The sequence below is a fragment of the Pantoea sp. NPDC088449 genome (genome assembly GCF_044753225.1).
Taxonomy (GTDB): Bacteria; Pseudomonadota; Gammaproteobacteria; order Enterobacterales; family Enterobacteriaceae; genus Pantoea; species Pantoea floridensis.
On sequence record NZ_JBIVMT010000001.1, the window covers coordinates 213,125 to 235,989 of the forward strand.

20 protein-coding genes are annotated in these 22,865 nt (G+C 54.6%); 8 read left to right on the forward strand and 12 right to left on the reverse strand.

Annotation, left to right across the window (positions count from 1 at the left end):
• Nucleotides 1-35: 35 nt before the first annotated feature.
• Entirely contained in the window at nt 36-1,904 is a 1,869-nt protein-coding gene (gene htpG / locus ACIP6T_RS01030) for a molecular chaperone HtpG (protein WP_400454885.1), read from the forward strand.
• A gap of 55 nt (nt 1,905-1,959) precedes the next feature.
• Here htpG and ACIP6T_RS01035 read toward each other — a convergent pair whose 3' ends face one another.
• Entirely contained in the window at nt 1,960-2,829 is an 870-nt protein-coding gene (locus ACIP6T_RS01035) for a LysR substrate-binding domain-containing protein (RefSeq protein ID WP_400454887.1), read from the reverse strand.
• 187 nt (nt 2,830-3,016) lie between these two features.
• On the opposite strand from ACIP6T_RS01035, the gene ACIP6T_RS01040 reads away from it, so the two are divergent.
• The 4 genes from ACIP6T_RS01040 to ACIP6T_RS01055 all read left to right on the forward strand — a co-directional run bounded on the left by ACIP6T_RS01040 (nt 3,017) and on the right by ACIP6T_RS01055 (nt 7,083).
• Complete coding sequence (locus ACIP6T_RS01040) at nt 3,017-3,847, forward strand: DUF6024 family protein (RefSeq protein WP_400454890.1); 831 nt, start codon at nt 3,017-3,019, stop codon at nt 3,845-3,847.
• A 151-nt stretch (nt 3,848-3,998) separates the two neighbouring features.
• The gene (gene adk / locus ACIP6T_RS01045; protein ID WP_097094673.1) at nt 3,999-4,643 is read left to right on the forward strand and encodes an adenylate kinase; all 645 of its coding nucleotides are present in this window, start codon (nt 3,999-4,001) and stop codon (nt 4,641-4,643) included.
• Between the two features lie 120 nt (nt 4,644-4,763).
• On the forward strand, nt 4,764-5,723 hold the full coding sequence (hemH, locus tag ACIP6T_RS01050) for a ferrochelatase (RefSeq protein WP_400454892.1): 960 nt from the start codon (nt 4,764-4,766) through the stop codon (nt 5,721-5,723).
• A 58-nt stretch (nt 5,724-5,781) separates the two neighbouring features.
• Nucleotides 5,782-7,083 (forward strand): inosine/guanosine kinase, encoded by a 1,302-nt coding sequence (locus ACIP6T_RS01055; RefSeq protein WP_097094671.1) that lies wholly within the window; start codon nt 5,782-5,784, stop codon nt 7,081-7,083.
• Between the two features lie 123 nt (nt 7,084-7,206).
• Here the strand turns inward: ACIP6T_RS01055 and ybaL are convergent, their stop codons facing one another.
• Both ybaL and ACIP6T_RS01065 read right to left on the reverse strand, forming a co-directional pair.
• The gene (ybaL, locus tag ACIP6T_RS01060) at nt 7,207-8,895 is read right to left on the reverse strand and encodes a YbaL family putative K(+) efflux transporter (protein ID WP_097094670.1); all 1,689 of its coding nucleotides are present in this window, start codon (nt 8,893-8,895) and stop codon (nt 7,207-7,209) included.
• Nucleotides 8,896-9,116: 221 nt separating this feature from the next.
• Nucleotides 9,117-10,313 (reverse strand): MFS transporter, encoded by a 1,197-nt coding sequence (locus ACIP6T_RS01065; protein ID WP_400454895.1) that lies wholly within the window; start codon nt 10,311-10,313, stop codon nt 9,117-9,119.
• Nucleotides 10,314-10,476: 163 nt separating this feature from the next.
• Between ACIP6T_RS01065 and ushA the strand changes: the two genes are divergently transcribed.
• Nucleotides 10,477-12,228, forward strand: a complete 1,752-nt coding sequence (gene ushA / locus ACIP6T_RS01070; RefSeq protein ID WP_400454897.1) for a bifunctional UDP-sugar hydrolase/5'-nucleotidase UshA — start codon at nt 10,477-10,479, stop codon at nt 12,226-12,228.
• A 269-nt stretch (nt 12,229-12,497) separates the two neighbouring features.
• Here the strand turns inward: ushA and ACIP6T_RS01075 are convergent, their stop codons facing one another.
• Complete coding sequence (locus ACIP6T_RS01075; RefSeq protein WP_097094667.1) at nt 12,498-12,929, reverse strand: multidrug/biocide efflux PACE transporter; 432 nt, start codon at nt 12,927-12,929, stop codon at nt 12,498-12,500.
• A gap of 90 nt (nt 12,930-13,019) precedes the next feature.
• Here ACIP6T_RS01075 and ACIP6T_RS01080 point away from each other — a divergent pair, with 90 nt between their 5' ends.
• Nucleotides 13,020-13,889, forward strand: a complete 870-nt coding sequence (locus ACIP6T_RS01080; RefSeq protein WP_400454901.1) for a LysR family transcriptional regulator — start codon at nt 13,020-13,022, stop codon at nt 13,887-13,889.
• On the opposite strand, the gene ybaK is transcribed toward ACIP6T_RS01080, so the two are convergent.
• From ybaK to copA, 3 genes are all read right to left on the reverse strand, one after another.
• A complete protein-coding gene (ybaK, locus tag ACIP6T_RS01085) occupies nt 13,886-14,365 on the reverse strand; it encodes a Cys-tRNA(Pro)/Cys-tRNA(Cys) deacylase YbaK (RefSeq protein ID WP_097094665.1) in 480 nt (159 codons plus the stop codon). The genes ACIP6T_RS01080 and ybaK overlap by 4 nt on opposite strands.
• A gap of 264 nt (nt 14,366-14,629) precedes the next feature.
• Nucleotides 14,630-15,430, reverse strand: coding sequence for a TraB/GumN family protein (locus ACIP6T_RS01090; RefSeq protein WP_345827132.1), 801 nt, complete (start codon nt 15,428-15,430; stop codon nt 14,630-14,632).
• 68 nt (nt 15,431-15,498) lie between these two features.
• Nucleotides 15,499-18,009 (reverse strand): copper-exporting P-type ATPase CopA, encoded by a 2,511-nt coding sequence (copA, locus tag ACIP6T_RS01095; RefSeq protein WP_400454905.1) that lies wholly within the window; start codon nt 18,007-18,009, stop codon nt 15,499-15,501.
• A 93-nt stretch (nt 18,010-18,102) separates the two neighbouring features.
• Between copA and cueR the strand changes: the two genes are divergently transcribed.
• Nucleotides 18,103-18,519: a Cu(I)-responsive transcriptional regulator gene (cueR, locus tag ACIP6T_RS01100; RefSeq protein ID WP_400454908.1), complete on the forward strand. Its 417-nt coding sequence runs from the start codon at nt 18,103-18,105 to the stop codon at nt 18,517-18,519.
• On the opposite strand, the gene ACIP6T_RS01105 is transcribed toward cueR, so the two are convergent.
• From ACIP6T_RS01105 to ACIP6T_RS01125, 5 genes are all read right to left on the reverse strand, one after another.
• The gene (locus tag ACIP6T_RS01105; protein ID WP_370659783.1) at nt 18,495-18,956 is read right to left on the reverse strand and encodes an NfeD family protein; all 462 of its coding nucleotides are present in this window, start codon (nt 18,954-18,956) and stop codon (nt 18,495-18,497) included. The two genes, cueR and ACIP6T_RS01105, sit on opposite strands and share 25 nt — an antisense overlap.
• Nucleotides 18,953-19,867: an SPFH domain-containing protein gene (locus ACIP6T_RS01110; RefSeq protein ID WP_097094661.1), complete on the reverse strand. Its 915-nt coding sequence runs from the start codon at nt 19,865-19,867 to the stop codon at nt 18,953-18,955. The genes ACIP6T_RS01105 and ACIP6T_RS01110 overlap by 4 nt, the downstream gene beginning before the upstream one ends.
• Nucleotides 19,868-19,931: 64 nt before the next feature.
• Nucleotides 19,932-20,786 carry a co-chaperone YbbN gene (locus tag ACIP6T_RS01115; RefSeq protein WP_097094660.1) on the reverse strand — a complete coding sequence of 285 codons (855 nt, stop codon included), beginning with the start codon at nt 20,784-20,786 and terminating at the stop codon, nt 19,932-19,934.
• A gap of 79 nt (nt 20,787-20,865) precedes the next feature.
• A complete protein-coding gene (locus tag ACIP6T_RS01120) occupies nt 20,866-21,639 on the reverse strand; it encodes an SDR family oxidoreductase (RefSeq protein ID WP_400454913.1) in 774 nt (257 codons plus the stop codon).
• 71 nt (nt 21,640-21,710) lie between these two features.
• Nucleotides 21,711-22,787, reverse strand: coding sequence for an acyltransferase family protein (locus ACIP6T_RS01125; protein WP_400454915.1), 1,077 nt, complete (start codon nt 22,785-22,787; stop codon nt 21,711-21,713).
• Nucleotides 22,788-22,865: the final 78 nt, after the last annotated feature.

Genomic DNA, 22,865 nt, shown 5'->3' on the forward strand with positions numbered 1-22,865 from the left:
TCATCAACCCCGATTCAGTTGAGGTAGCAATGACCATGAAAGGACAAGAGACGCGTGGCTTCCAGTCAGAGGTAAAACAACTTCTGCACCTGATGATCCATTCCCTCTATTCAAATAAAGAGATTTTCCTGCGCGAGCTGATTTCCAACGCTTCAGATGCCGCCGATAAATTGCGCTTCCGTGCGCTGTCGACGCCAGATCTGTATGAAGGCGATGGTGAGCTGCGCGTGCGCATCTCGGTCAATCCGGAAAACCGCACCCTGACGCTTAGCGATAACGGTATCGGTATGCGCCGTGATGAGGTGATTGAGAACCTCGGTACCATCGCGAAATCGGGTACCAAATCCTTCCTCGAATCTCTGGGTTCCGACCAGGCGAAAGACAGCCAGCTGATCGGCCAGTTCGGCGTAGGCTTCTATTCAGCCTTCATCGTGGCGGATAAAGTTACCGTGCGCACCCGCGCAGCTGGCGCAAAAGCCGATGAAGCGGTGTTCTGGGAATCAGCCGGCGAAGGTGAATACACGCTGGCGGAGATTGAGAAAGCCGATCGCGGCACCGACATCACGCTGCACTTCCGTGAAGGCGAGGACGATTTCCTCGATGCATGGCGTGTGCGCAATGTGATCAGCAAATACTCCGATCACATCGCGTTGCCGGTTGAAATTGAAAGCAAAGACGAAGAAACCGGCGAAAGCAAATGGGAGAAGATCAACAAAGCCCAGGCGCTATGGACGCGTAACAAGTCCGAGATCAGCGACGACGAATACAAAGAGTTCTATAAGCATATCGCCCATGATTTTAGCGATCCGGCAATCTGGAGCCACAACCGTGTAGAAGGTAAACAGGAATATACCAGCCTGCTTTACATCCCGGCGCGTGCGCCGTTCGACATGTGGAACCGCGACAGCAAGCACGGCCTGAAACTTTATGTGCAGCGCGTCTTCATCATGGACGATGCTGAGCAGTTCATGCCGAACTACCTGCGCTTTGTCCGTGGCCTGATAGATTCTAACGATCTGCCACTGAACGTGTCGCGTGAAATCCTGCAGGACAGCCGTGTCACTCAGAGCCTGCGTAGCGCGCTGACCAAGCGTAGCCTGCAGATGCTGGAAAAACTGGCGAAAGACGACGCAGAAAAATATCAGCAGTTCTGGAAAGAGTTTGGTCTGGTGTTGAAAGAGGGTCCGGCTGAAGACAACGCGAATCAGGAAACCATCGCCAAACTGCTGCGCTTTGCCACCAGCCAGAGTGAAGGCGCCGAGCAGACCATTTCGCTGGAAGATTATCTGAGCCGCATGGTAGAAGGTCAGGACAAGATTTACTACATCACCGCTGACAGCTATGCCGCTGCGAAGAGCAGCCCGCATCTGGAACTGTTCCGTAAGAAAGGCATTGAGGTGCTGCTGCTCTCCGATCGTATCGACGAATGGATGATGAGCTACCTCACCGAGTTCGACGGCAAAACCTTCCAGTCAGTGAGCAAAGCGGATGATTCCCTGAGCAAATTGGCTGACGAAGAGACTGAAGAGCAGAAAGAAGCGGAGAAAGCGCTGGAGCCGTTCGTTGAACGCGTGAAAACCCTGCTGGGCGAGCGCGTGAAAGAGGTGCGTCTGACACATCGTCTCACCGACACGCCAGCGATTGTTACCACCGATGCCAACGAAATGACCACGCAGATGGCGAAGCTGTTTGCTGCAGCCGGTCAGGACGTGCCGGACGTGAAGTACATCTTCGAGATTAACCCGGATCATACGCTGGTGAAACGTGTGGCTGATACGCAGGACGAAACGCGCTTTGCGGAGTGGGTTGAGCTGCTGCTGGATCAGGCGCTGCTGGCAGAACGCGGCACGCTGGACGATCCGAACCAGTTTATCCGTCGTATGAACCAGCTGCTGACGGCGTAATCGCATCAAACTCGCAGGGTCGCCATTCACATGGCGACCTTTTTTATATCTGCTTTTATATCTGCGCCTGATCGCGCAGCCAATCGCGAAACAGCGTTATCTCCGCATCGTGCTGGCGCGATATCTTGGTCATCATCAGCGTCGCGCGATCAACGCGTACAAAGCCCAACGGTGCGATCAACGTTCCGTCACTCAACTCCTGACGCACCAACAGACGCGGTGCCATAATCACGCCTAAGCCATTTCTGGCTGCCTGAATGCCTAACGTTAAATTATCAAAGTGCTTGCCGATCCAGAAATTACCGCGCGCGCCGCTGGTTTTTGCCCATTCGGCCCACGCATGCAGCCGCGTATCGGCGTGCAGCAGCGGCAGCGCGGCAAGATCCTGCTCATTTCGAAAACGCACGGCAAACTGCGGAGCACATAGTGGGCCGATGTAATCATCGCTAATCAAAGTGGCATCAATATCCTCATCCGGCGATTGCTCTGCGCTGAGAATGAGCACGTCGGTATGCTCGCTGCGCAGTTGGTCAATGTCCACCAGCGGCTGAAACTGCACTTCAATATCAGGATAGCGTTGATAAAAGCTGGCGATGCGTGGAATCAGCCATTGCGCCAGGAAGCTGGGCGCACAGGAGACGCTGAGATGATGGCGCATGCCGGTACGAATACTTTCGCAGCTGGTGGATAGTTCACTAAAGGCTTTTTGACAGCTCACCAGCAAACGTTCACCGTGTGAGGTTAATCTGACGCGTCCGTTGGTGCGCACAAACAGCGGCTTGCCCATCCAGCTCTCCAGCTGCCGCACCTGATGGCTGATGGCGCTGTGGGTGACATGCAGACGTTCGGCTGCCACGCTAAAACTGCAATATAGTGCCGCCTGGTGGAAATAGTGCAGTGCACGTAACGATGGAAGCGCGGTCATACTCGTCCCCTGTGTAAAAACCTAACAGGGATTGTCAGTTTATATCATTTTAATGTCCAGCCGCATTGGCCTAACCTTTCCCCCAGATTCTGGCGGTTGACGGCTAAGCCTCTCTGTGGTTTTGCCAGAAATCGCCGTCACGTTGCACCTCCCGCACACAGCACAATAACAAGAGAAATATCACGCGATGGCTCCACAACTTGCTACTGCCAGGGCGGCGGCGGCGCGCGATAAGCTTCGCGGCTTGCTTTCCCGTCACTACCGGCTTGAAAATTACGACCTCTTCTTTGCACCCTCGTTGCATATTGCCCGGGTGCTGCTTTCCCAATTATTTCTGCGTCAGGAACAGGCGCGTAACCAAACCCGCTACGCGTCGCACTATCCGGTTAGCGAACTCAGCGTGCTGCCGACCTTGCCGATGATGGCGGGCAACATTGCGCTGGTGGAACATATCGATATGCAGCACGGGCGCGTGCGGGCGCTGAGCGAATGCCAGAGTCAGGGGGTTACGGATGCCTCAGAATCCTTTGCCACCCAGCTGCATAAACGTCTTATCAGCGATGCGCGGCTCTTTGTTACGCGTTTGGATCGACACGCCGCCTTGTGTAGCGATCTGGTGCTGATCGCTTTACGTACTGCTGATTTCAGCACCCTGGTACGCAGTGAGCTGCGGTTGTTTGAGCAGGGGCTTGCTTTCGGCGCCGCAGCCGAACAAGCGCTGGCGATAATGGAGAACGACGACTGGCGGCCGTTCAACATCGCAACGGTAGAAAGTATCGCGCTTGAAGCCCCGCTACTGCTGCGATCAATTCAGCAACCGGGGTTGCCGTTCGCCCTTTTTCCCTTACCTATCGGGCTGAATGTCAACACGTTTCCTCAGGATATTCAGGTGCTATCTTCTCCGCAGCGCTTACGTTTGCGTGCTAACGTTCGTGGCAGCGTGAACAAACATCTCAACGTCACTAACACCTTAAAAATACGACTGAAGGAAGCGCTGATACGTAGCCGAAATTCCTAAAAACAGGCACTCTGCTAGTATTCCCTGACAAAGCAGGTCAAAGTAGACCTTTCGTCAGAAGCGTGCCCGTTTCCTTGTGGTGCGCGGGGCATAATGGTATGTTCTTCGCCTTCTCAGATTGAACAATGCGATTCGCAAGGGGAATTACGCAATGCGTATTATTCTGCTCGGAGCACCGGGCGCAGGTAAGGGCACTCAGGCTCAATTTATCATGGAGAAATACGGTATTCCGCAAATCTCCACGGGTGACATGCTGCGTGCGGCAGTGAAAGCGGGCTCCGAATTGGGCCAGCAGGCAAAAGCGATCATGGATGCCGGTAAACTGGTGACTGACGAGTTGGTGATTGCGCTGGTTAAAGAGCGTATCGCGCAGGAAGACTGCAAAAACGGTTTCCTGCTCGATGGCTTCCCACGCACCATCCCGCAGGCTGACGCCATGAAAGAAGCGGGCATCAAAGTTGACTACGTGCTGGAGTTTGCCGTACCCGACGAGCTGATTGTGGATCGTATTGTGGGTCGTCGCGTGCATACGCCATCGGGCCGCGTTTATCACGTCACCTACAATCCACCGAAAGTGGAAGGTAAAGATGACCTGACCGGCGAAGAGCTGACCACGCGTAAAGATGACCAGGAAGAGACCGTGCGTAAGCGTCTGGTGGAATACCATCAGCTGACCGCACCGCTGATTGCCTACTACGGCAAAGAAGCGCAAGACGGCAATACCGAATATCACAAAATCGACGGCACGCGTCCCGTCGCTGAAGTGAGCACGCAGTTGGCCACGATCCTCGGCTAAGGCGTCCAGAGGGCCGGTTGTCCGGCCCTTTTGCAGCAATTGCTTTCTCCTCCCTCGATTTCCGCTACAATTTCCCCTGATTTTGATTTGACCCATTCGTTTCGACATCAAGGAAATACAATGAGGCAAGAAAAGCCCGGGGTTTTACTGGTTAATTTAGGTACACCAGACGCACCCACCACACCTGCGGTTAAGCGCTATCTAAAACAATTTCTCGGCGATCCACGCGTGGTTGATACGCCGCGTTGGTTATGGTGGCCGATTCTCAATTTCATCATCCTGCCGTTCCGCTCGCCGCGCGTCTCGAAACTCTATGCATCCGTGTGGATGGACGAAGGTTCACCCTTGATGGTATTCAGCAAGCGCCAGCGTGAAGCCCTGGCACAGCGCCTGGATATGCCGGTTGAGCTCGGCATGAGCTACGGTCAGCCAAGCCTGGATAGCGCGCTGCAGCGCCTGCTGGCGCAGGGCGTCACTAAACTGATCGTGCTGCCGCTCTATCCGCAGTTCTCATGCTCAACGGTAGCCGCCGTTTGGGATGGGTTAGCCACGAGCTTTAAACCGCTGCGCTCGCTGCCGGAAGTGGCTTTTATTCGCGATTATGCCGAACACCCGGCCTATATTGCTGCCCTGAAAGCCTCGGTAGAACGCTCGTTCGCGCAGCATGGTGAACCGGATCTGCTGGTGCTGTCGTATCACGGCATTCCGCAGCGTTTCGCCAATGAAGGTGATGATTATCCGCAGCGCTGCAAAGACACCACCGCTGCGTTAGCGGCCGCGTTAGGTATTGCGCCGCATAAAATCATGATGACCTTCCAGTCGCGCTTTGGCCGTGAGCCGTGGTTGACGCCGTACACCGATGAAACCATGAAGAGTTTGCCGGCGAAAGGTATCAAGCATGTGCAGGTGATGAGCCCCGGCTTTGCTGCAGATTGCCTGGAAACGCTAGAGGAGATCAGCGGAGAAAACTGCGAGATCTTCCTGCATGCCGGTGGTGAAAAGTTCGAGTACATTCCTGCGCTCAACGATGATGCCGAGCACATTGAAATGATGCTGCAGCTGGTCAACGCACGCCGTTAATGGTGCGGCAGAGAGTGTGATATCATTCTCTGCCTGATTTTCCCTGACGGCACTCTCGATGAAATTTCCCGGCAAACGCAAATCCAAACACTATTTCCCCGTTAACGCGCGAGATCCGCTGCTGCAAGCTACGCAGCAAGAGCAGGAAGAGGGCAGCTGGGTGGTGGGTATCGACCAGACGCTGGTGGATATTGAAGCTAAAGTCGATGATGACTTTTTGCAGCGTTACGGCCTTAGCGCCGGCCATTCGCTGGTTATCGACGATACGACTGCCGAAGCACTCTATAACGAACTGATGCGTGAAGAGCTCATCAGCCATCAATTCGCGGGTGGCACCATCGGCAATACGCTGCACAACTACTCGGTACTCGCCGACGATCGTTCGGTGCTGCTGGGCGTGATGTGTAACAACATCCAGATTGGCGGCTATGCCTATCGCTACCTGTGCAACACGTCCAGCCGCATGGATCTTAATTTCCTGCAGGGCGTGGACGGCGCCATTGGCCGCTGCTTCACGCTGATTGGCGAGCAGGGCGAACGCACCTTTGCCATCAGTCCGGGTTTAATGAACCAGCTGCACGCCAGCAACATTCCGGAAGAGGTGATTGCCGGCGCGTCGGCGCTGGTGCTGACGTCGTATCTGGTGCGCTGCCAGCCGGGCGAACCGATGCCGGAAGCGACGCTGCGTGCTATTGAATACGCAAAGAAACACAATGTGCCGGTGGTGCTAACGCTCGGCACTAAATATGTGATTCAGGATAACCCGCAGTTCTGGCGCGACTTCCTGCGCGATCACGTCTCGATTGTCGCGATGAATGAAGAAGAGGCTTTCGCGTTAACCGGTGAGCAAGACCCTTTGCTGGCATCGAACATGGCGCTGGATTGGGTGGATCTGGTGCTGTGCACCGCTGGGCCAACCGGTTTGTACATGGCCGGCTTCACGGAAGAGGAATTCAAGCGCAAAACCAACCATCCGCTGCTGCCGGGCGCGTTGGCTGAGTTCAACCAATATGAATTTAGTCGGGCGATGCGTCACAAGGATTGCGACCAGCCGCTGCGTATTTTCTCGCATATCGCGCCTTACATGGGCGGACCAGAAAAGATTATGAACACTAATGGCGCGGGCGATGGCGCGCTGGCGGCACTGCTGCATGATATCACCGCCAACAATTTCCACCGCCAAAAGGTGCCTAACTCCAGCAAACACGGACGAGCCTATCTGACGTATTCCTCGCTGGCACAGGTATGTAAATACGCCAACCGGGTGAGTTATCAGGTGTTGAACCAGCATTCACCGCGTCTGACGCGCGGCCTGCCGGAGCGGGAAGACAGTTTAGAAGAGTCGTACTGGGATCGTTGATGATGGCATCGGTGCGCATGAATGCGCACCCTACAAAAAAGGTCACCATTCATGGTGACCGATTCACGCTTAACTGACGAGCATTACGCCATTTATGGCGATCTTAACAATGACCGCGCTCATTTAAATCGGGCACTCGCGCACAATCGGGTTCTGCGCAATCTCTTCTTCCAGCACGTGCAGCATGCTATTGGCGATTTCACGTTCCCCCATCACCACGCGATTGGCGCCGCGCTCCATAATATAGGTCACTTCATCGTCGTAATGCGCACGCGCAATAATCTCAATGTCGGGACGCTTCTCACGCGCCGCCGTAACGACTTCGCCCGCTTCATACCCATTTGGAATCGTCAGCAGCAGCCAGCGTGCGCAGTCGAGCCGCGCCAGCTCCATGGTATCAACGCGAGCTGCATTGCCCAGCACCGCTTTAATACCTTGCTCACGTAGCGCTTCAACGCGTGGGCGGGAATTCTCCACCACCACCAGCGGCACATCCGCATCCATCAGTTTTTGCCCCAGCAGGCTGCCGACGCGACCATAGCCGACCAGCACCGCGTGGTTGCAGATATCCACCGGAATCTGCTTCTCTTCTTCGATAGCTTCTTCCAGCGTCTGCTCTTCCATGGTCTCGGTTTTATCGAGGTAGCGCTCCAGCACGGTAAACAGAATGGGGTTGAGCATGATGGAGAGAATTGCCGCCGCCAGCACCAGATTGCGGCCTTCATCGCTCAACATACCCAGCGAAATACCGAGGCCGGCCAGAATAAAGGCAAATTCACCAATCTGCGCCAGACTCACTGAAATGGTCATGGCGGTGCGGCGTGAATGACCCAGTAGCGTAACCAGCAGCCACGCGGCGATCGATTTACCGAGGACGATAATCGCCAGCGCGCCGAGCACCGCCAGCGGCTGTTCAATCAGAATCATCGGGTCAAACAGCATGCCAACGGAAACAAAGAACAGCACGGCGAAGGCATCGCGCAGCGGCAGGGTATCGTGTGCCGCGCGGTGGCTCAGTTCCGATTCGTTCAGCACCATGCCGGCAAAGAAGGCGCCGAGTGCAAAGGAGACATCAAAGAACTCGACCGCACCAAAGGCGATACCGAGTGCCAGCGCCAAAACCGCAAGGGTAAACAGCTCACGCGAACCGGTAGCGGCACTTTTTGCCAGAATCCACGGCACCACGCGACGTCCTACCACCATCATCAGCACCATAAAGGCGACCACTTTGCCGATGGTGAGCAGCAGATCCCACAGCAGCAGCGTTGGGCTGGCGTTGCCCTGTTCGAGCATGCCGGCGATGGCAGGCAGTAGCACCAGCGTCAGCACCATCACCAAATCTTCAACGATTAGCCAGCCAATGGCGATTTGTCCGCGCTGACTATCAATGAGCTGACGTTCTTCCAGCGCACGCAGCAGTACCACGGTACTGGCGGTTGAGAGACACAGCCCAAACACCAGGCCGGTCATCCACGACCAGCCCATCGTCCAGGAGAGCCCCATTCCCAGCAGCGTCGCCACGGCGATTTGCGCGATGGCCCCGGGAATGGCGATAGACTTTACCGACATCAAATCCTTGAGCGAGAAGTGCAAACCGACGCCGAACATCAGCAGAATCACACCGAGTTCAGCCAATTCAGGGGCAAGATTGGTATCCGCGACAAAGCCTGGCGTGAAAGGGCCGGCCAGCACGCCCGCCAATAAATAGCCGACCAGCGGTGAGATGCGCAGGCGATTTGCCAGCATACCAAGGAGAAATGCGAGGACCAATCCCCCGACAATGGTAGTGATCAACGGTGTGGTGTGATGCATGCCTGTCTCCTTGTGTGCAAATGTATCCGCTTGTAACAACCTAGTGTAATGCACAATCGCTAACCGCGTTTAAACATTTGAGCGGTAAAAAGTCGCTAAATTGAAAAAATGAGATAAAAACGGTGCTGAAGCTGCATTTTCATCACTTATCTCAGGTTATCGGCAGGAAACATGCAGAGCGAGAGGGGGCAAGGAAAAACAGTTGCCCCCGCGAAAGAAGGTCAGGCGTGGCGATTATCGGGGAGGAAAGCGGTTAAAAGGCCGATAAGGGGAAGCCAGGCGCAGATTTGATAAACCCACTCGATACTGGTGTGGTCGGCCACCACGCCGAGCACGGCGGCTCCCAGCCCACCCATACCAAAGGCGAAGCCGAAAAACAGCCCAGAAACCATACCGATACGTCCCGGCATCAGCTCTTGGGCGTAGACCAAAATGGCGGAAAATGCCGAGGCAAGAATCAGCCCGATGATCACGCTCAGTACGCTGGTCCACATTAAGTTGGCATGCGGCAAGAGGAGTGTGAACGGGGCAACGCCAAGAATAGACACCCAAATCACGTATTTTCGCCCAATCTTATCGCCAATAGGCCCACCGATAATGGTGCCTGCAGCCACCGCGCCGAGGAAGGCAAACAGGTGGAATTGCGAAGCCTGCACGGAAAGCCCGAATTTCTGTATTAAATAGAAGGTGTAATAGCTGCTGATGCTGGTGAGATAGAAGTACTTGGAAAAGATCAGCAGCAGCAAAATACTTATGGCCAGTGCGACTTTTTTACGCGGCAGCGGATTCACCGGCGCCACGGTGGTGCTGGATTTGCTCGCACGCTGCTGGTGGCTATACCAACGGCTCACCTGCAGCAGCACGATAATACCCAGCAGCGCTACCAGCACAAACCAGCCAAGATGGCCTTTGCCGTAAGGCGCCACGATCATCGCCGCCAGCAGTGGCCCCAGTGCGCTGCCAAAGTTGCCGCCTACCTGAAACAACGACTGTGCCAAACCGTGACGACCGCCGGAAGCCATACGCGCCACGCGTGAAGATTCCGGATGGAATACTGACGAACCGCTTCCCACCAGCGCGGCAGCCAGCAGCACTTGCGGATAGGTCGTGGAAAAGGTCAGGAGAATCAACCCGCATAGCGTAAAGCCCATGCCCACCGGTAGCGACCAGGGTTTGGGGTACTTATCGGTGTAGTGACCAATCAGCGGTTGCAGCAGCGAGGCGGTGACCTGAAAAGTCAGCGTAATCAGGCCGATCTGTACAAAATTGAGGTTAAAATCTTTCTGCAACATCGGGTAGATGGCTAGCAACAAAGATTGCAGCATATCGTTAAGCAGATGCGCGAGGCTGATGGCGCCTAAGATGCCAAAAGCGGTGCGGCCCGGTGCGCGTACCGGTGATGCGAGTTCACTTGCCATAATAATCCTGAAAAGGGCGGTTATCGTTATCAGATTGTTACTTACTGATTGACTCTATAAGCCTTTCGTCTTGAGTTAAAGTGCCATCTGTGCGACACAGGTGGGCGATAAAGCACATTTAGTCCACAGCTCAGTGGAAAAACGCAGAATAAGGAGATCGGCTTTGTTTTTATTACCGCGAAGAGGGCGCTGGGTGGCGCTGCTGATGTTACTGCTGCCGATGCTGGCGCAAGCATGGCAAACGGATCGCAGCTATCGTTTCAGTATTCTGCATACCAACGATCATCACGGACGTTACTGGACTAATGCACAAGGTGAATACGGCCTGGCCGCTCAAAAAACATTGATGGATCAACAGCGCTATGATGTTCAGGCCAAAGGTGGCGGTGCGCTGATCCTGTCGGCAGGCGATGTGAACACCGGCGTGCCAGAGTCAGATATGCTGGATGCTGAACCGGATATACGCGGCATGAATCTCGTGGGCTATGACGCCATGGCGCTGGGTAATCATGAATTTGATAAACCGCTTAGCGTGCTACAAAAGCAGCAAAAGTGGGCCAAATTCCCCTTCCTTTCGGCCAATATCTACCAAAAAGGCACCGATAAGCGCTTATTTAAGCCGTGGGCGACATTTAATCGTATGGGCTTGAAGATTGCCGTAATTGGCCTGACGACGACCGACACGCTGCGCATCGCCAATCCTGAGAACATCGCGACGATAGATATTCGCGATCCGGTGCAAGAGACCGAGAAAGCAGTGGCTGAGCTGCGTGTCACTGAAAAACCTGACGTTATCATCGCGCTGACGCACATGGGCCATTATGACGATGGCCAGCATGGCAGTAATGCGCCGGGCGATGTGGAGTTAGCGCGCAGCCTGCCGCCGGGTACCATCAACGTGATTATTGGTGGTCACTCGCAGGATGCCGTGTGCATGGCTAAAGAGAATGTCAGCGTGAAAAACTATCAGCCGGGCCAACCTTGCCAGCCGGATCGCCAGAACGGCGTGTGGATTATGCAGGCCAAAGAGTGGGGCAAGTTTGTTGGTCGCGGCGACTTCACCTTCCGTAACGGCGAGCTGACGCTGGATAGCTACCAGCTGATCCCGGTTAATCTAAAGCACAAAGTGAAGAACCTCGACGGTAGCGAATCCTGGCTCACCTGGCAGGAAGAGATCCCGAAAAACAGCGCGATGATGAAGTTGTTAACCCCTTACCAACTGCGCGCAGGCAAGAAGCTGGATGTCAACGTCGGCAGCAGTGACGGTGTGTTTGTCGGTGAGCGCGACAAGGTGCGTTTTGAGCAAACCAATCTTGGCCAGCTGATTTTACGTGCGCAAATGGCGGCGACCAAAGCAGACTTTGCGGTTATGAGCGGCGGTGGCATTCGCGCTTCGCTGGACAAGGGTAATCTTAGCTGGCGCGATCTGCTGCAGGTGCAGCCGTTCGGCAATCAGGTGGTGTCGGTTACGCTCACTGGCAATGAGTTGCTGAACTATCTGGCAACGGTGGCCAATATCAAAGTGGATTCAGGCGGCTTCGCGCAGTTCACCAACATCAGTCTGGTGGCGGATGGCAAAGGCGTTAGCGAGGTGAAGATCGACGGCGCACCGCTGCAAAAGGATAAAACCTACCGTATGGCGACGAATAGCTTTAATGCCAGCGGTGGCGACGGTTATCCGGTGATCGAAAACCATGCCGGATTCAGCAATAGCGGGCTGCGCGATGCGGATGCGCTGCGTGAATTTGTCAGCCAGCATTCACCCTTAAAGGTTGATGATTTTGTACCGACCGGTATTGTGCATCTGACGGAAGCACAGATTGAGCAGCGTAATAAAGCCCAGGAGAAGGAGCGGAAGCCAAGCTATCCGCAGATGATTCTGGCGTGGATTTGGCCGCGCGCGGCACAACACTGAACGCCGATTTCCCGGTGCGCATGAATGCGCACCCTACAAAAACCCGGCGATATCCACGTAGGGTCGCCATTCATGGTGGCCGATTCACGCTTAACTGATGAGGATTACGCCATGAATGCGCACCCTACAAAAACCCGGCGATATCCACGTAGGGCCACCATTCATGGTGACCGATTCACGCTTAACTGACGAGCATTACGCCATGAATGCGCACCCTACAAAAACCCGGCGATATCCACGTAGGGTCGCCATTCATGGTGACCGGTTTATCAAGCCTGGCAATTTTTCTGCGTCACCCAACGTTGACGCAACTTATCCCACACCCAGTTGTAGACCATGGTGTAAGGCAGGAAGAACAGAAAGAACGCCACTTCCAGCACGAAAGCGTCCAGCAGCGAAATATTCAGCATCCAGGCCGCAATCGGCAAGCCGATCAGGATAAAGCCCCCTTCGAAACCCAGCGCATGCATCGCACGCAGACCGAAGCCGCGTTTAACCTGTGGCGGCCAGATGCGATCAAAGCCGGTGTTATAGATCATGTTCCACAGCATGGCGACGGTCGACAGCATTATCGCTAACGCGCCCATCTGAAACAGCGGTTTCTCCATGATCCAGGCAGCCAGCGGCGCAACAGTAATAAGTGCCAACCCTTCAAAGCCTGCGGCATGACAAAAGCGTTCTTTCAGCGAACGGGTACGCATATAAACCTCCTGATTAGTGATGTCGCACATTTTGGCACTCTGTAATGCTAAGATAAAATTATCACCTATCGATAAAAGCGATGGATCACTATGAAGTACTCCCCGGAATCTCTAGAAGCCTTCGTGCAAACCGTGTCCAGCGGATCGTTTTCCGCTGCTGCGCGTGCGCTGGCAAAAAGCCAGTCAACCATCAGCAGCGCGGTCGCTAACCTGGAGGATGATTTGGGTTTTACGCTGTTCGATCGCAGCGGGCGTCAGCCGGTGCTGACCGAGCATGGCCAGCGCGCCTTCGCGCAGGTGCAGCAAATTCTCGCCGCTAGCCAGCGGCTGGATGAGCTGGCGGTGCGTTTGTCGCAAGGCGTGGAACCGCGGCTCAGCCTGGCGATTTCAGATTTCTGGCAGGCCGATCATCACCAAAATCTGCTTAATCGCTTTGACCAACGCTATCCGGATATTGAGTTCGAATGCATGATTGCCGAGGATGCTGATGCACTGGATCTTTTACAGGCCGGGCGGGTGCATCTTGGTGTGGTGCGAGCTCAGCCGCAACTGCCGCCAGATTTGGCGGTTGCGCGCTTGCAGGTGGGGGCACAGATGGCGATCTATTTGCATCAGGATCATGCTTTATCGCAGCTGCAGCAGGTAAGTGAAGGGCAGCTGGGTGAGCTGCGGCATTTGCGGCTTAATACCTGGGTGCAAACGCGTGAGCCGCTGCCCGCAGGGCGTGTATGGTCAGCGCCATCCTATTTGCTGCTGCTGGAGATGGCAGAGCAGGGTTTCGGCTGGAGCGTGTTGCCGCGCTGGCTGGTGGAGCAATTTGGGCATCAGGTGCTAAAAGAGCTGCCGGTGCCGGGCTGGCCGCAGCGTATTGCGGTCGATGTGGTGTGGTCGCGACGTAATCCGCCGGGACCGGCTGGTCGCTGGATGATCGACCAGCTCTGTGCTCAGCAGCCTGATTAGCTTCGACGCGCCACATCGGCCAGCGGTGCATCCAGCAGGCGCGACAAATCCTGCGCGGCCAGCTCAATATCCAGCCCGCGCTTGCCTCCGGAGATAAAGATGGTGGCGAATTCCGCAGCCTGCTGATCGATTACCGTTGGCAGGCGTTTTTTTTGTCCGAGTGGACTAATTCCCCCAACCAGATAACCGGTCACGCGCTGCGCCAGCTGCGGATCGGCCATATCGGCCTTTTTAGCGCCTAGCGCCTTCGCCACTTTTTTTAGATCCAGCTGCGATGAGACGGGCGTGACCGCCACTGCCAGTGCTTTGGCATCACCGTTTAGCGCGACCAGTAAGGTTTTGAACACCTGACGCGCATCCAGATTCAGTTTACGTACCACCTCGTCACCAAAATTGGTTTCATGGCTATCGTGATCGTAAGGGTGCAGGGTAAAGGTGACGTTTTGTTTTTCCAGCAGTTTTACCGCAGGCGTCATATTTAATCCTTGTTAGGAAGATTCTTATTTCATTTTGAATGGAAAAAGAGTGGCGAAATTCTGAACTTTGCGCGAGAATTGGCCCGCGCCAGCAAGAGATTGCTGGTGATAACCAAAATCATAAACAAATTCCTCTTTGACGGGCCAATATTATTATTGGCCTTCTTTTTTTGTGATTTTTATTGTTATTTGCACCCTTCTAACCGCTCGCCATGAATGGCGACCCTACGATGGGCAATGCCAATCCTGGTGCACCGGAATGGCCTAACGCTTCAGCAATCCCGGCAAATTATCGTCGCCATACAGATGCAGCGCCCCTACTGCCACCACATATCGCCCTTTCGGTAACGCCAGCAGCAGCTCACGCCAGTGCTGATTACGATTTCGCATCAGCGTGTCATTCAACTCACTGCTAAAGGTGGTGGGCAGCGCCACCGGCTGCTGCTTTGGCGGGGCATCCAGCCACCAGCTGATCATGGTTTGCAGCAGACGCGCGTTGGTATGCCAATGCTCAAGGGTATCCAGCAGCAGCGGCAATCCATCCTGCGGCAGTGATTTCAGCAGGGCGATCTGAGTTTCCGGACCTTCCAGTTCAATGATGCGTTTATTGGCGGCTTTCGCTGCCTGTAACAGCTGGTAATCAATGCCAAACTGTGGACGCAACCCCAGCCGCTGCGCCTGCTGCGCCTGTAACATAAGCGCGATTTGCCAAAATGGCAGCGTGTCGAACAGGCTAATTGATAGCGATAGCTCATCACACAGCGCCTGCAGCCGCAGCAAAACCTCTGCGTCGAGCCGCGTTGCCAGCGGCGGATATTCATCATCGTTGCTGAAGGGCGATCCGCCTTGAGTGATATCCGCTTCAACAATCAGTGCGTCGGCTTTATTCAGCTGACGCAATAAACCGGCGGGCAAAGGTTGCATGTCACGCGTGCCCATATGAATGCTGCCAGCCAGATGCAGGCGGCGGTTATCCAGATGGATATCCATAGCCGGCCAGCTGTAACTGGCCGGGAAAAGGATCGCGATCCGTTGTTGGATGCTGTGCCACAGACCGTGTCTCATTCCCTGTCCTTTTGAAGTCAAAAATCCATGCTAGCGATTTCACTCACTGAAAAACAGGGCCGGAGTGGCTATTGCCGTTGCGCGGGCTTGAATCGCAACAATCGGTTAGCGTTACTCACCACGGTAATGGACGACAGCGCCATTGCAGCGCCTGCTACGATCGGGCTGAGTAACATACCGGTAAAGGGATAGAGCACACCGGCAGCAATCGGAATACCCAGGCTGTTGTAAATAAAAGCACCCAATAGGTTCTGGCGCATATTGCGCAAGGTAGCGCCCGCTATCGCCAGTGCATCGGCAACACAGTGCAAATCGTTGCGCATTAGCGTCATTGCGGCGGTTTCCACCGCTACGTCGCTACCGCCGCCCATTGCAATGCCGACATCTGCCTGCGCCAGCGCCGGTGCATCATTGATGCCGTCACCAACCATCACCACTTTGCGACCTTGCTGCTGCAGCTGGATAATGGCCTGGGCTTTGCCGTCGGGGAGTACGCCGGCAATCACTTCATCAATCCCCGCTTCGGCGGCGATCGCCTGTGCGGTTTTCTGATGATCGCCCGTCAGCATAATTAAGCGGTAGCCCTGCTGATGCAGGCGCTGTAACGCCGCTTTGCTCTCTGGTCGCAGGCTGTCACGCAGCGCGATTAAACCGAGCAATTGGTGCGTATCCGCTAACAACACCGGCGTAGCGCCTTGCGCCGCGAAGCGCTCGATATCCGCCTGTGCCGCGCTGTAATCAATGTGCTGCTCGTTCAGTAACGCCTGATTACCCAGTAGCAGCGTTCTGTCGGCAACTTTAGCGCTGATGCCTTTGCCGCGTATTGTACGAAATTGCTTAACCGCCTCGGCGCTCTCCGACGGTGCCGCGTCGAGAATTGCTTTGGCCAGCGGATGGCTGGAGCCTTGTTCCAGTTGTGCCGCCGCCTTCAAAACCTGCTGGCGATCCCAGTCGCCGTACAGCACCACATCGCTCACTTGCGGCATGCCGCGCGTCAGGGTGCCGGTTTTATCAAACACGATGGTGTCAACTTCGCTGGCGCGCTGTAGTGCATCGGCGTCACGCACCAGCACGCCGAGTTCCGCCGCCCGACCTACGCCCGCGATGACCGACATTGGCGTGGCTAAGCCTAACGCGCAAGGGCAGGCGATAATCAGTACGGTAGTCACAATCACCAGGGTATAAGCCAGCTGTGGCTGCGGGCCAACCAGATACCACATCAGGCCGCTGAGCAGCGCAATCGCCACCACTACCGGCACAAATACTGCGGAGATGCGGTCCGCAAGGCGGCCAATATCCGGCTTGCTGCTCTGCGCCTGACGCACCAGATTGATGATGCGTGCCAGCGTAGTGTGGCTACCGGTAGCGCGCGCGACAAACTGCAGCGTGCCGTCCTGCACCAGCGTCCCGGCAAAGATGTTGTCTCCGGGCTGTTTGGCCTGCGGTACCGCTTCACCGGTTAGCATCGCCTCATCAAGCCAGGCTTCACCGTTGGCAACCTCGCCATCTACCGGCACACGATCGCCGGTCACCAATTTAAGTCGCATGCCTGGCTGAACATCGCTCAGCGGTAGCAGCGTTTCACCGTGTTCATTAACGACGCGCGCCTGCGCGGGCGTCAAATCCAGTAGTCGTTCCAGTGCTTTTGAGGCGCGCTGCCGTGCGCGCTGTTCCAGCGCATGACCGAGATTAATCAGGCCAACGATCATCACGCTGGCTTCGAAATAGAGATGACGAGCCTGATGCGGAAAAAATTCTGGCCAGACGGCCACGCTCATGGAGTAGAGCCATGCTGCACCGGTTCCCAGCGCGACAAGGGTATCCATGGTGGCGGTGCCGTGACGCAGGCTGCGCCATGCGCTGCGGTAGAAGTGCCCGCCAGCAATCAGCATCACCAGCAAGGTGATGATACCCAGCGTACGCCACAGGGTTTGGTTATCTGCACTCAGCATCATGTTGTCGCCGAGCATGCCCCAAATCATCATTGGTACGCCGAGCAGCAGCGCCAGTGCTGACTGCCAGCTAAAACGGCGCATGGCTTGTTGAGCGCTAACCTGCTGACGCTCCCGGCGGGTCTGTTCATCATCGATCACTTCGGCGGAATAACCGGCCTGATCAACCGCGCTAACCAGCGCTTCGGCCGTCGCATCACCCACGATTAGCGCACTACGCTCACCGAGATTGACGCGAGCCTGACTCACGCCGGGCACTTTTTGTAACGCTTGCTCCACGCGGCTGACACAGCTGGCACAGCTCATGCCGCCAATTAGTAAGTGATGCACGGCAAGATTTTCTTCTGCCGGTTGCGACTCCGTTGTCAGCGCCTCCGGCGGCGGCTCTGTAGCTGTCAACGGATCAGGCTTTGGGCTGGCAGCGCCATCTTTCAGCACGGCGTGGTAGCCAGCTTGTTCCACCGTGGCGATCAGATCGCTGGCACTGGCTGCGCCAATAACACGGGCTTCTTGCTGGGTAACTTCCGCCTGCTCGACATCGCTGCGCTGTTCGAGCGCTTCTTTAACGCGTTTTACACAGTGGCCGCATGACAAACCGTCCAGCGCCAGCAGTTGTGTGTGTGACATGGTTTATTCCTCATGTTGGTTTTGACTGCATGCAAAATTTGCATTAGATATAGAGCCTAAACCTTCCATTCAGGGGAAGGTCAAGAGGTGAATATGAACATCAGCGATGTGGCAAAAAAAACCGGGCTCACCAGCAAAGCGATTCGCTTTTACGAAGAGAAAGGCGTGGTGACGCCGCCAGCGCGCAGTGACAATGGTTATCGCCATTACGCTGCGCATCATATTGATGAGCTCAACCTGCTGCGTCAGGCGCGACAGGTGGGATTTACGCTGGAAGAGTGCCGTGAAATGGTGGCGCTTTTTAACAATCCCGCACGTCACAGCGCCGATGTAAAAGCGCGTACCTTGCAGAAAGCCTCCGAGATTGCCGCACATATTGAAGAGTTACATGCCATGCGCGCGCGGTTGCTGGCGCTAGCAGAAGCCTGTCCGGGCGATGACGGCGCGGAGTGTCCGATTATCAATCATCTGGCGGGGTGCTGCCATCAGGCCGAGGGAAAGCGCGGCTGAATGATTAGCGTAATACCGACGACGCCGGTCACAATCACCGGCGTACCGGCAGGCAGATCGCTCTCCGCCTGCACGCGCCAGCTGCTGTCACCAATGCGCACGTGGCCAAGGCCATTTTTTAGGGTGTTATCCAGCGTGAGCTGCATCCCCATTAATTGGCTGCCGCGCTGATTGAGCGTATTGGGCTGCTGTGACGATTCACGATAGCGCATCCAGCGGTACCAGAAAAAAACGCTCAGCAGCGTCATCACCGCAAACATAATTCCCTGGCTGGTCCATGAGATGGGAACAATCCATTCAATCAGCGCCACCGCCACCGCCGCTAAGCCGCTCCACAGCAAGTAACCGCTGGTGCCCAGCATTTCGGCGGCAAGCAGCAGGCCGCCCAGAGTGAGCCAGAACCAGTGGGGATGCGCAATCAGCTCCATGAGGATCATGGTCTGCGCTCCTGACGGCTCTCCTTCAGCAGTTCACTGATCCCGCCTATCGCGCCAAGCAAGCTACTGGCATCAAGCGGCATCATCACCACTTTGCTATTGTTAGCCTCCCCGATTTTTTGCAGGGCATCGGTGTATTTCTGCGCCACAAAATAGTTCACCGCCTGAATGTCCCCGGCGGCTATTGCTTCAGACACCATGCGCGTAGCATTGGCTTCGGCTTCGGCCTGGCGTTCACGCGCTTCGGCTTGCAGGAAGGCCGAGGTACGTTCACCTTCTGCTTTAAGGATCTGCGACTGTTTGTCACCTTCGGCGCGCAGAATCGCGGCCTGACGTACACCTTCCGCGCCCAGTATGTCGGCGCGTTTAGTTCGTTCCGCTTTCATCTGCGCGTTCATTGCCGCAATCAGCTCCTGCGGCGGACGCACATCACGGATTTCGATACGGGTGATTTTTACACCCCAGGGATTGGTGGCTTCATCGACGATATGCAGCAAGCGGGTGTTGATGTTATCGCGCTGTGACAGCATCTCATCCAGCTCCATGCTGCCGAGCACGGTGCGGATATTTGTCATCGTCAGATTAAGTATCGACAGTTCAAGATTGCTGACTTCATAGGCGGCGCGTGCCGGATCGACAACCTGGATAAAGCACACGGCATCAATCGTGACGTTGGCATTGTCTTTAGAGATGATTTCCTGCGAGGGGATATCCAGTACTTGTTCCATCATATTGATTTTGCGACCAATACGATCCATGAACGGGATGAGAAGATTTAAGCCAGGTGCCAGCGTTTTGGTGTAACGGCCAAAGCGTTCTACCGTCCACTGATAACCCTGTGGAACAATTTTTACTCCGGCCCACACGGTGACGAGTGCGAGCACAATAATGACGGGAATCACCGTTAACATATAACCTCCTGGCTGTCAGATTGTCGGGCCGAGTCGCTTCGGCCCGTTTAACGCGCGGTACCGATCAGTACAGCAGCGAGTAAAGCTGGCGGCGATAGCGGGTGGCGAGCGTATCACCGGTGCCCAGTGCCGCTAAAATTTCCTGAAACATTTTACGCACCTGGCCGTCGCCGGCGCTGAGATCGCTCTTCAGGAAGCTAAACAGCAGTTCTAATGCTTCTTCGTTGCGGCCAACCTGATGCAGCTGTAAGGAGAGTTTAGCAGCCAGCTCAGCATTCGCGGGATCGCTCGCCAGCTGCTCCTGCAACAGCTGAATTTCAGGCGTATCGGCGGCTTGCTTCAGCAGGTCAATTTGTGAAACCAGGCTCTGATAACGCGTATCCTGATCCTGCAGCGGCACCTTATCCAACACCGTTTCCGCTTCATCGCTGCGGTTCAGGGTGATCAGGACTTCGGCCAGCAGGAAGCCAATTTCACTGTTTTGATTGCTCAGCTGCCAGGCATCTTTCAGCAGCGGCAGTGCATCCAGCGGTTTGCCTTCATGCATAAATTGCATGGCTTGCTGCGCTTTTACTTCTTCTTCACGCGGCAAGACCTTTTGCAGCAGAGCGCGAATCGCTTCCTCCGGCTGCGGGCCCTGGAAGCCGTCAACCGGCTGACCGTTCTGGAACAGGTAGACGGTAGGAATGGAACGCAGGCCAAACTGCGACGCCACCATCTGCTCTTTATCGCAATCCAGCTTCGCCAAAATAAACTGTCCGGCATACTCCTGCGCCAGACGTTCCAGCACCGGCGTCAACTCCTGACAGTGCTGACTGCGCTCGGACCAGAAATAGAACAGCACCGGCAGCTGCATGGACTGCTCTAACGTCTGTTGCAGGTTGGATTCGTTGATGTCGATAATCAAAGCGTGTGACATGAGTACGTCTCTTGGCAGAAAGTGTGTTGAGGATATGGGGGCAAGCTGCCCGTGTTCAAGTTCGATTCTGCGTTGCAGCTTAGTTGCTGCGCAAAATGCGATCCAGTATCCAACCTGGCAACAGCCGTTTCAGCAGGCTCATTGCCCAGGCCACCAGCGTCACCGGATAACGCAGGCGCGGATGTTTGCTCTCTAATGCGTGACGCAGTTTCGGCAAAATCGCTTCTGGTGGCAGAGTAAAGCGCGCGGCGATGCCGGGATTACGCACAGGTTTGTCTTGCTCGCCCTGATGCACGTTGTCGGTAAAGCGGGTGCTGATCGGGCCCGGCTCAATCAGGCTGACGCGCACGCCGGCATCGCGCACTTCGAGGCGGAGCGCATCGCTCCAGGCTTCCAGCGCCCATTTGCTGGCGGCATAGGCACCGCGTCCCGGCGTGGAGATCAATCCCAGCACCGAGCTGGTATTGACGATGCGTCCGTTGCCGCTGGCTTGTAGTGCAGGCAGCAGTCGCATGGTCAGTTGATGGGTGCCAAACAGGTTGGTGGAAAACTGCTTTTCCAACTGCTGACGTGATACGCTGCTGAGCGGTCCATACTGGCCAAAACCGCCGTTGTTAAACAGCGCATGCAGGCGATGATCGGTCAGTTCCAGCACGCGATCGGCCGCAGCATCGACGCTGGCGGCATCATCCAGATCCAGCTGCACGCCAATAAATCCCAGCGCTTCCATGCGTGCCACATCTTCAGCGCGACGACAGGCGGCAATCACGCGATAGCCACGCGCCAGTAAATCATTCGCGGCAACCAGGCCAATGCCGCTGGAGCAGCCGGTGATGAGAATTGTTTTTTGCATAGCAATTAAGTCAATGATTTTGATTATTATCAGAATCAATGAATTGCTATGACATAGTCAACCCTTGTCTATTATGTAGCCGATATCTTTTCGCGCCTTTTGCCAATTCTATAGGCGGGTTTTTCAATATAGCGCCACGATAACCATGCTAATAGCAAAGATAACACTATCGAGAGGGTAAAACGCAGCATACCAGGTTCGATACCCGTGCTGTCGAAACGTTTGGCCAATCCGTAATTGAAAAGATTGTGAATAAGATAGAGAGAAAATGAAATATCACCCAGCTTGAGTAACCATTGCGGAACCCAGTTTTCAATAGATCTTTCAGCACCGATAACAAAGAGCAATACTAGCGCGTAAATCCAGCCTGAAGATAATAAGCCATGCGCTAAAAATTTCCCTTCACTGAATTGGCTATAGGCAAAAATTAAGGATGCAAAAGCTAATAGTGCCATCAGTTTGCTATTAATGCGTTGGATATATGAAATGGAAGCACCAATTATCATACCGACGATGAAAAGCAAAATCATCGGATTCGAAATAAGGTTTAACTGCCCGCTAGAGAAGCCATAGCCGGTAGGAGAGAAATTTATAGCGTAGCCATTGAACCATGGAAGAAGTAGCAAAGATGCGATAAACCAAAGAGTGATAAATAGCCAGCGCATTGGTAACATTAATAACAATCCAATTACCAGATAAAAATAAACCTCATAATTGAGTGTCCAGCGAATGCCATACATCCCACTATCGTCGATGTAAAAAGGAGCATGATCGTGATAAGCTGGCTGAAAAATTAAAGAGGTAAAAAAATTAAGCGCTTTATCTTCATAATGGAATGTACTCATGGCGCCGGACAACATAAACGTAATAATAAGAATAGCGTAATAGGCAGGTAGAATACGGAATGCACGGCGTTTGAGGAAATTTACAGCGCCAGAAAAGGTTGCCGGTGTAGTTTTAACGGTTAAAGCGATAACGAAACCACTAATTAAAAAAAAGAGATCAACACCCGTTGCACCCCAACCAAACAGCCGGTCACCCAGGTTCGGGTATGATTCGTTAATGTTCCAGCGAAAATGGAATAACATCACGCTTAAGGCAGCCAGTCCTCTGAGTGCCTGAACACCTTTAAAATAACTTCTGTTCATAAAATAATCTTCGCCAGAATCGCGTCTTGCTAACACGCTGTCTAAAGAGAAGAATTTTACATCATTTTGTTAAGAATG

Excerpts from the sequence above, each read along its gene's own strand:
- htpG (WP_400454885.1), top strand. The coding sequence starts at position 36 with ATGAAAGGACAAGAGACGCGTGGCTTCCAGTCAGAGGTAAAACAACTT.
- ACIP6T_RS01035 (WP_400454887.1), bottom strand. The coding sequence starts at position 2,829 with ATGACCGCGCTTCCATCGTTACGTGCACTGCACTATTTCCACCAGGCG.
- ACIP6T_RS01040 (WP_400454890.1), top strand. The coding sequence starts at position 3,017 with ATGGCTCCACAACTTGCTACTGCCAGGGCGGCGGCGGCGCGCGATAAG.
- adk (WP_097094673.1), top strand. The coding sequence starts at position 3,999 with ATGCGTATTATTCTGCTCGGAGCACCGGGCGCAGGTAAGGGCACTCAG.
- hemH (WP_400454892.1), top strand. The coding sequence starts at position 4,764 with ATGAGGCAAGAAAAGCCCGGGGTTTTACTGGTTAATTTAGGTACACCA.
- ACIP6T_RS01055 (WP_097094671.1), top strand. The coding sequence starts at position 5,782 with ATGAAATTTCCCGGCAAACGCAAATCCAAACACTATTTCCCCGTTAAC.
- ybaL (WP_097094670.1), bottom strand. The coding sequence starts at position 8,895 with ATGCATCACACCACACCGTTGATCACTACCATTGTCGGGGGATTGGTC.
- ACIP6T_RS01065 (WP_400454895.1), bottom strand. The coding sequence starts at position 10,313 with ATGGCAAGTGAACTCGCATCACCGGTACGCGCACCGGGCCGCACCGCT.
- ACIP6T_RS01075 (WP_097094667.1), bottom strand. The coding sequence starts at position 12,929 with ATGCGTACCCGTTCGCTGAAAGAACGCTTTTGTCATGCCGCAGGCTTT.
- ACIP6T_RS01080 (WP_400454901.1), top strand. The coding sequence starts at position 13,020 with ATGAAGTACTCCCCGGAATCTCTAGAAGCCTTCGTGCAAACCGTGTCC.
- ybaK (WP_097094665.1), bottom strand. The coding sequence starts at position 14,365 with ATGACGCCTGCGGTAAAACTGCTGGAAAAACAAAACGTCACCTTTACC.
- ACIP6T_RS01090 (WP_345827132.1), bottom strand. The coding sequence starts at position 15,430 with ATGAGACACGGTCTGTGGCACAGCATCCAACAACGGATCGCGATCCTT.
- copA (WP_400454905.1), bottom strand. The coding sequence starts at position 18,009 with ATGTCACACACACAACTGCTGGCGCTGGACGGTTTGTCATGCGGCCAC.
- cueR (WP_400454908.1), top strand. The coding sequence starts at position 18,103 with ATGAACATCAGCGATGTGGCAAAAAAAACCGGGCTCACCAGCAAAGCG.
- ACIP6T_RS01105 (WP_370659783.1), bottom strand. The coding sequence starts at position 18,956 with ATGATCCTCATGGAGCTGATTGCGCATCCCCACTGGTTCTGGCTCACT.
- ACIP6T_RS01110 (WP_097094661.1), bottom strand. The coding sequence starts at position 19,867 with ATGTTAACGGTGATTCCCGTCATTATTGTGCTCGCACTCGTCACCGTG.
- ACIP6T_RS01115 (WP_097094660.1), bottom strand. The coding sequence starts at position 20,786 with ATGTCACACGCTTTGATTATCGACATCAACGAATCCAACCTGCAACAG.
- ACIP6T_RS01120 (WP_400454913.1), bottom strand. The coding sequence starts at position 21,639 with ATGCAAAAAACAATTCTCATCACCGGCTGCTCCAGCGGCATTGGCCTG.
- ACIP6T_RS01125 (WP_400454915.1), bottom strand. The coding sequence starts at position 22,787 with ATGAACAGAAGTTATTTTAAAGGTGTTCAGGCACTCAGAGGACTGGCT.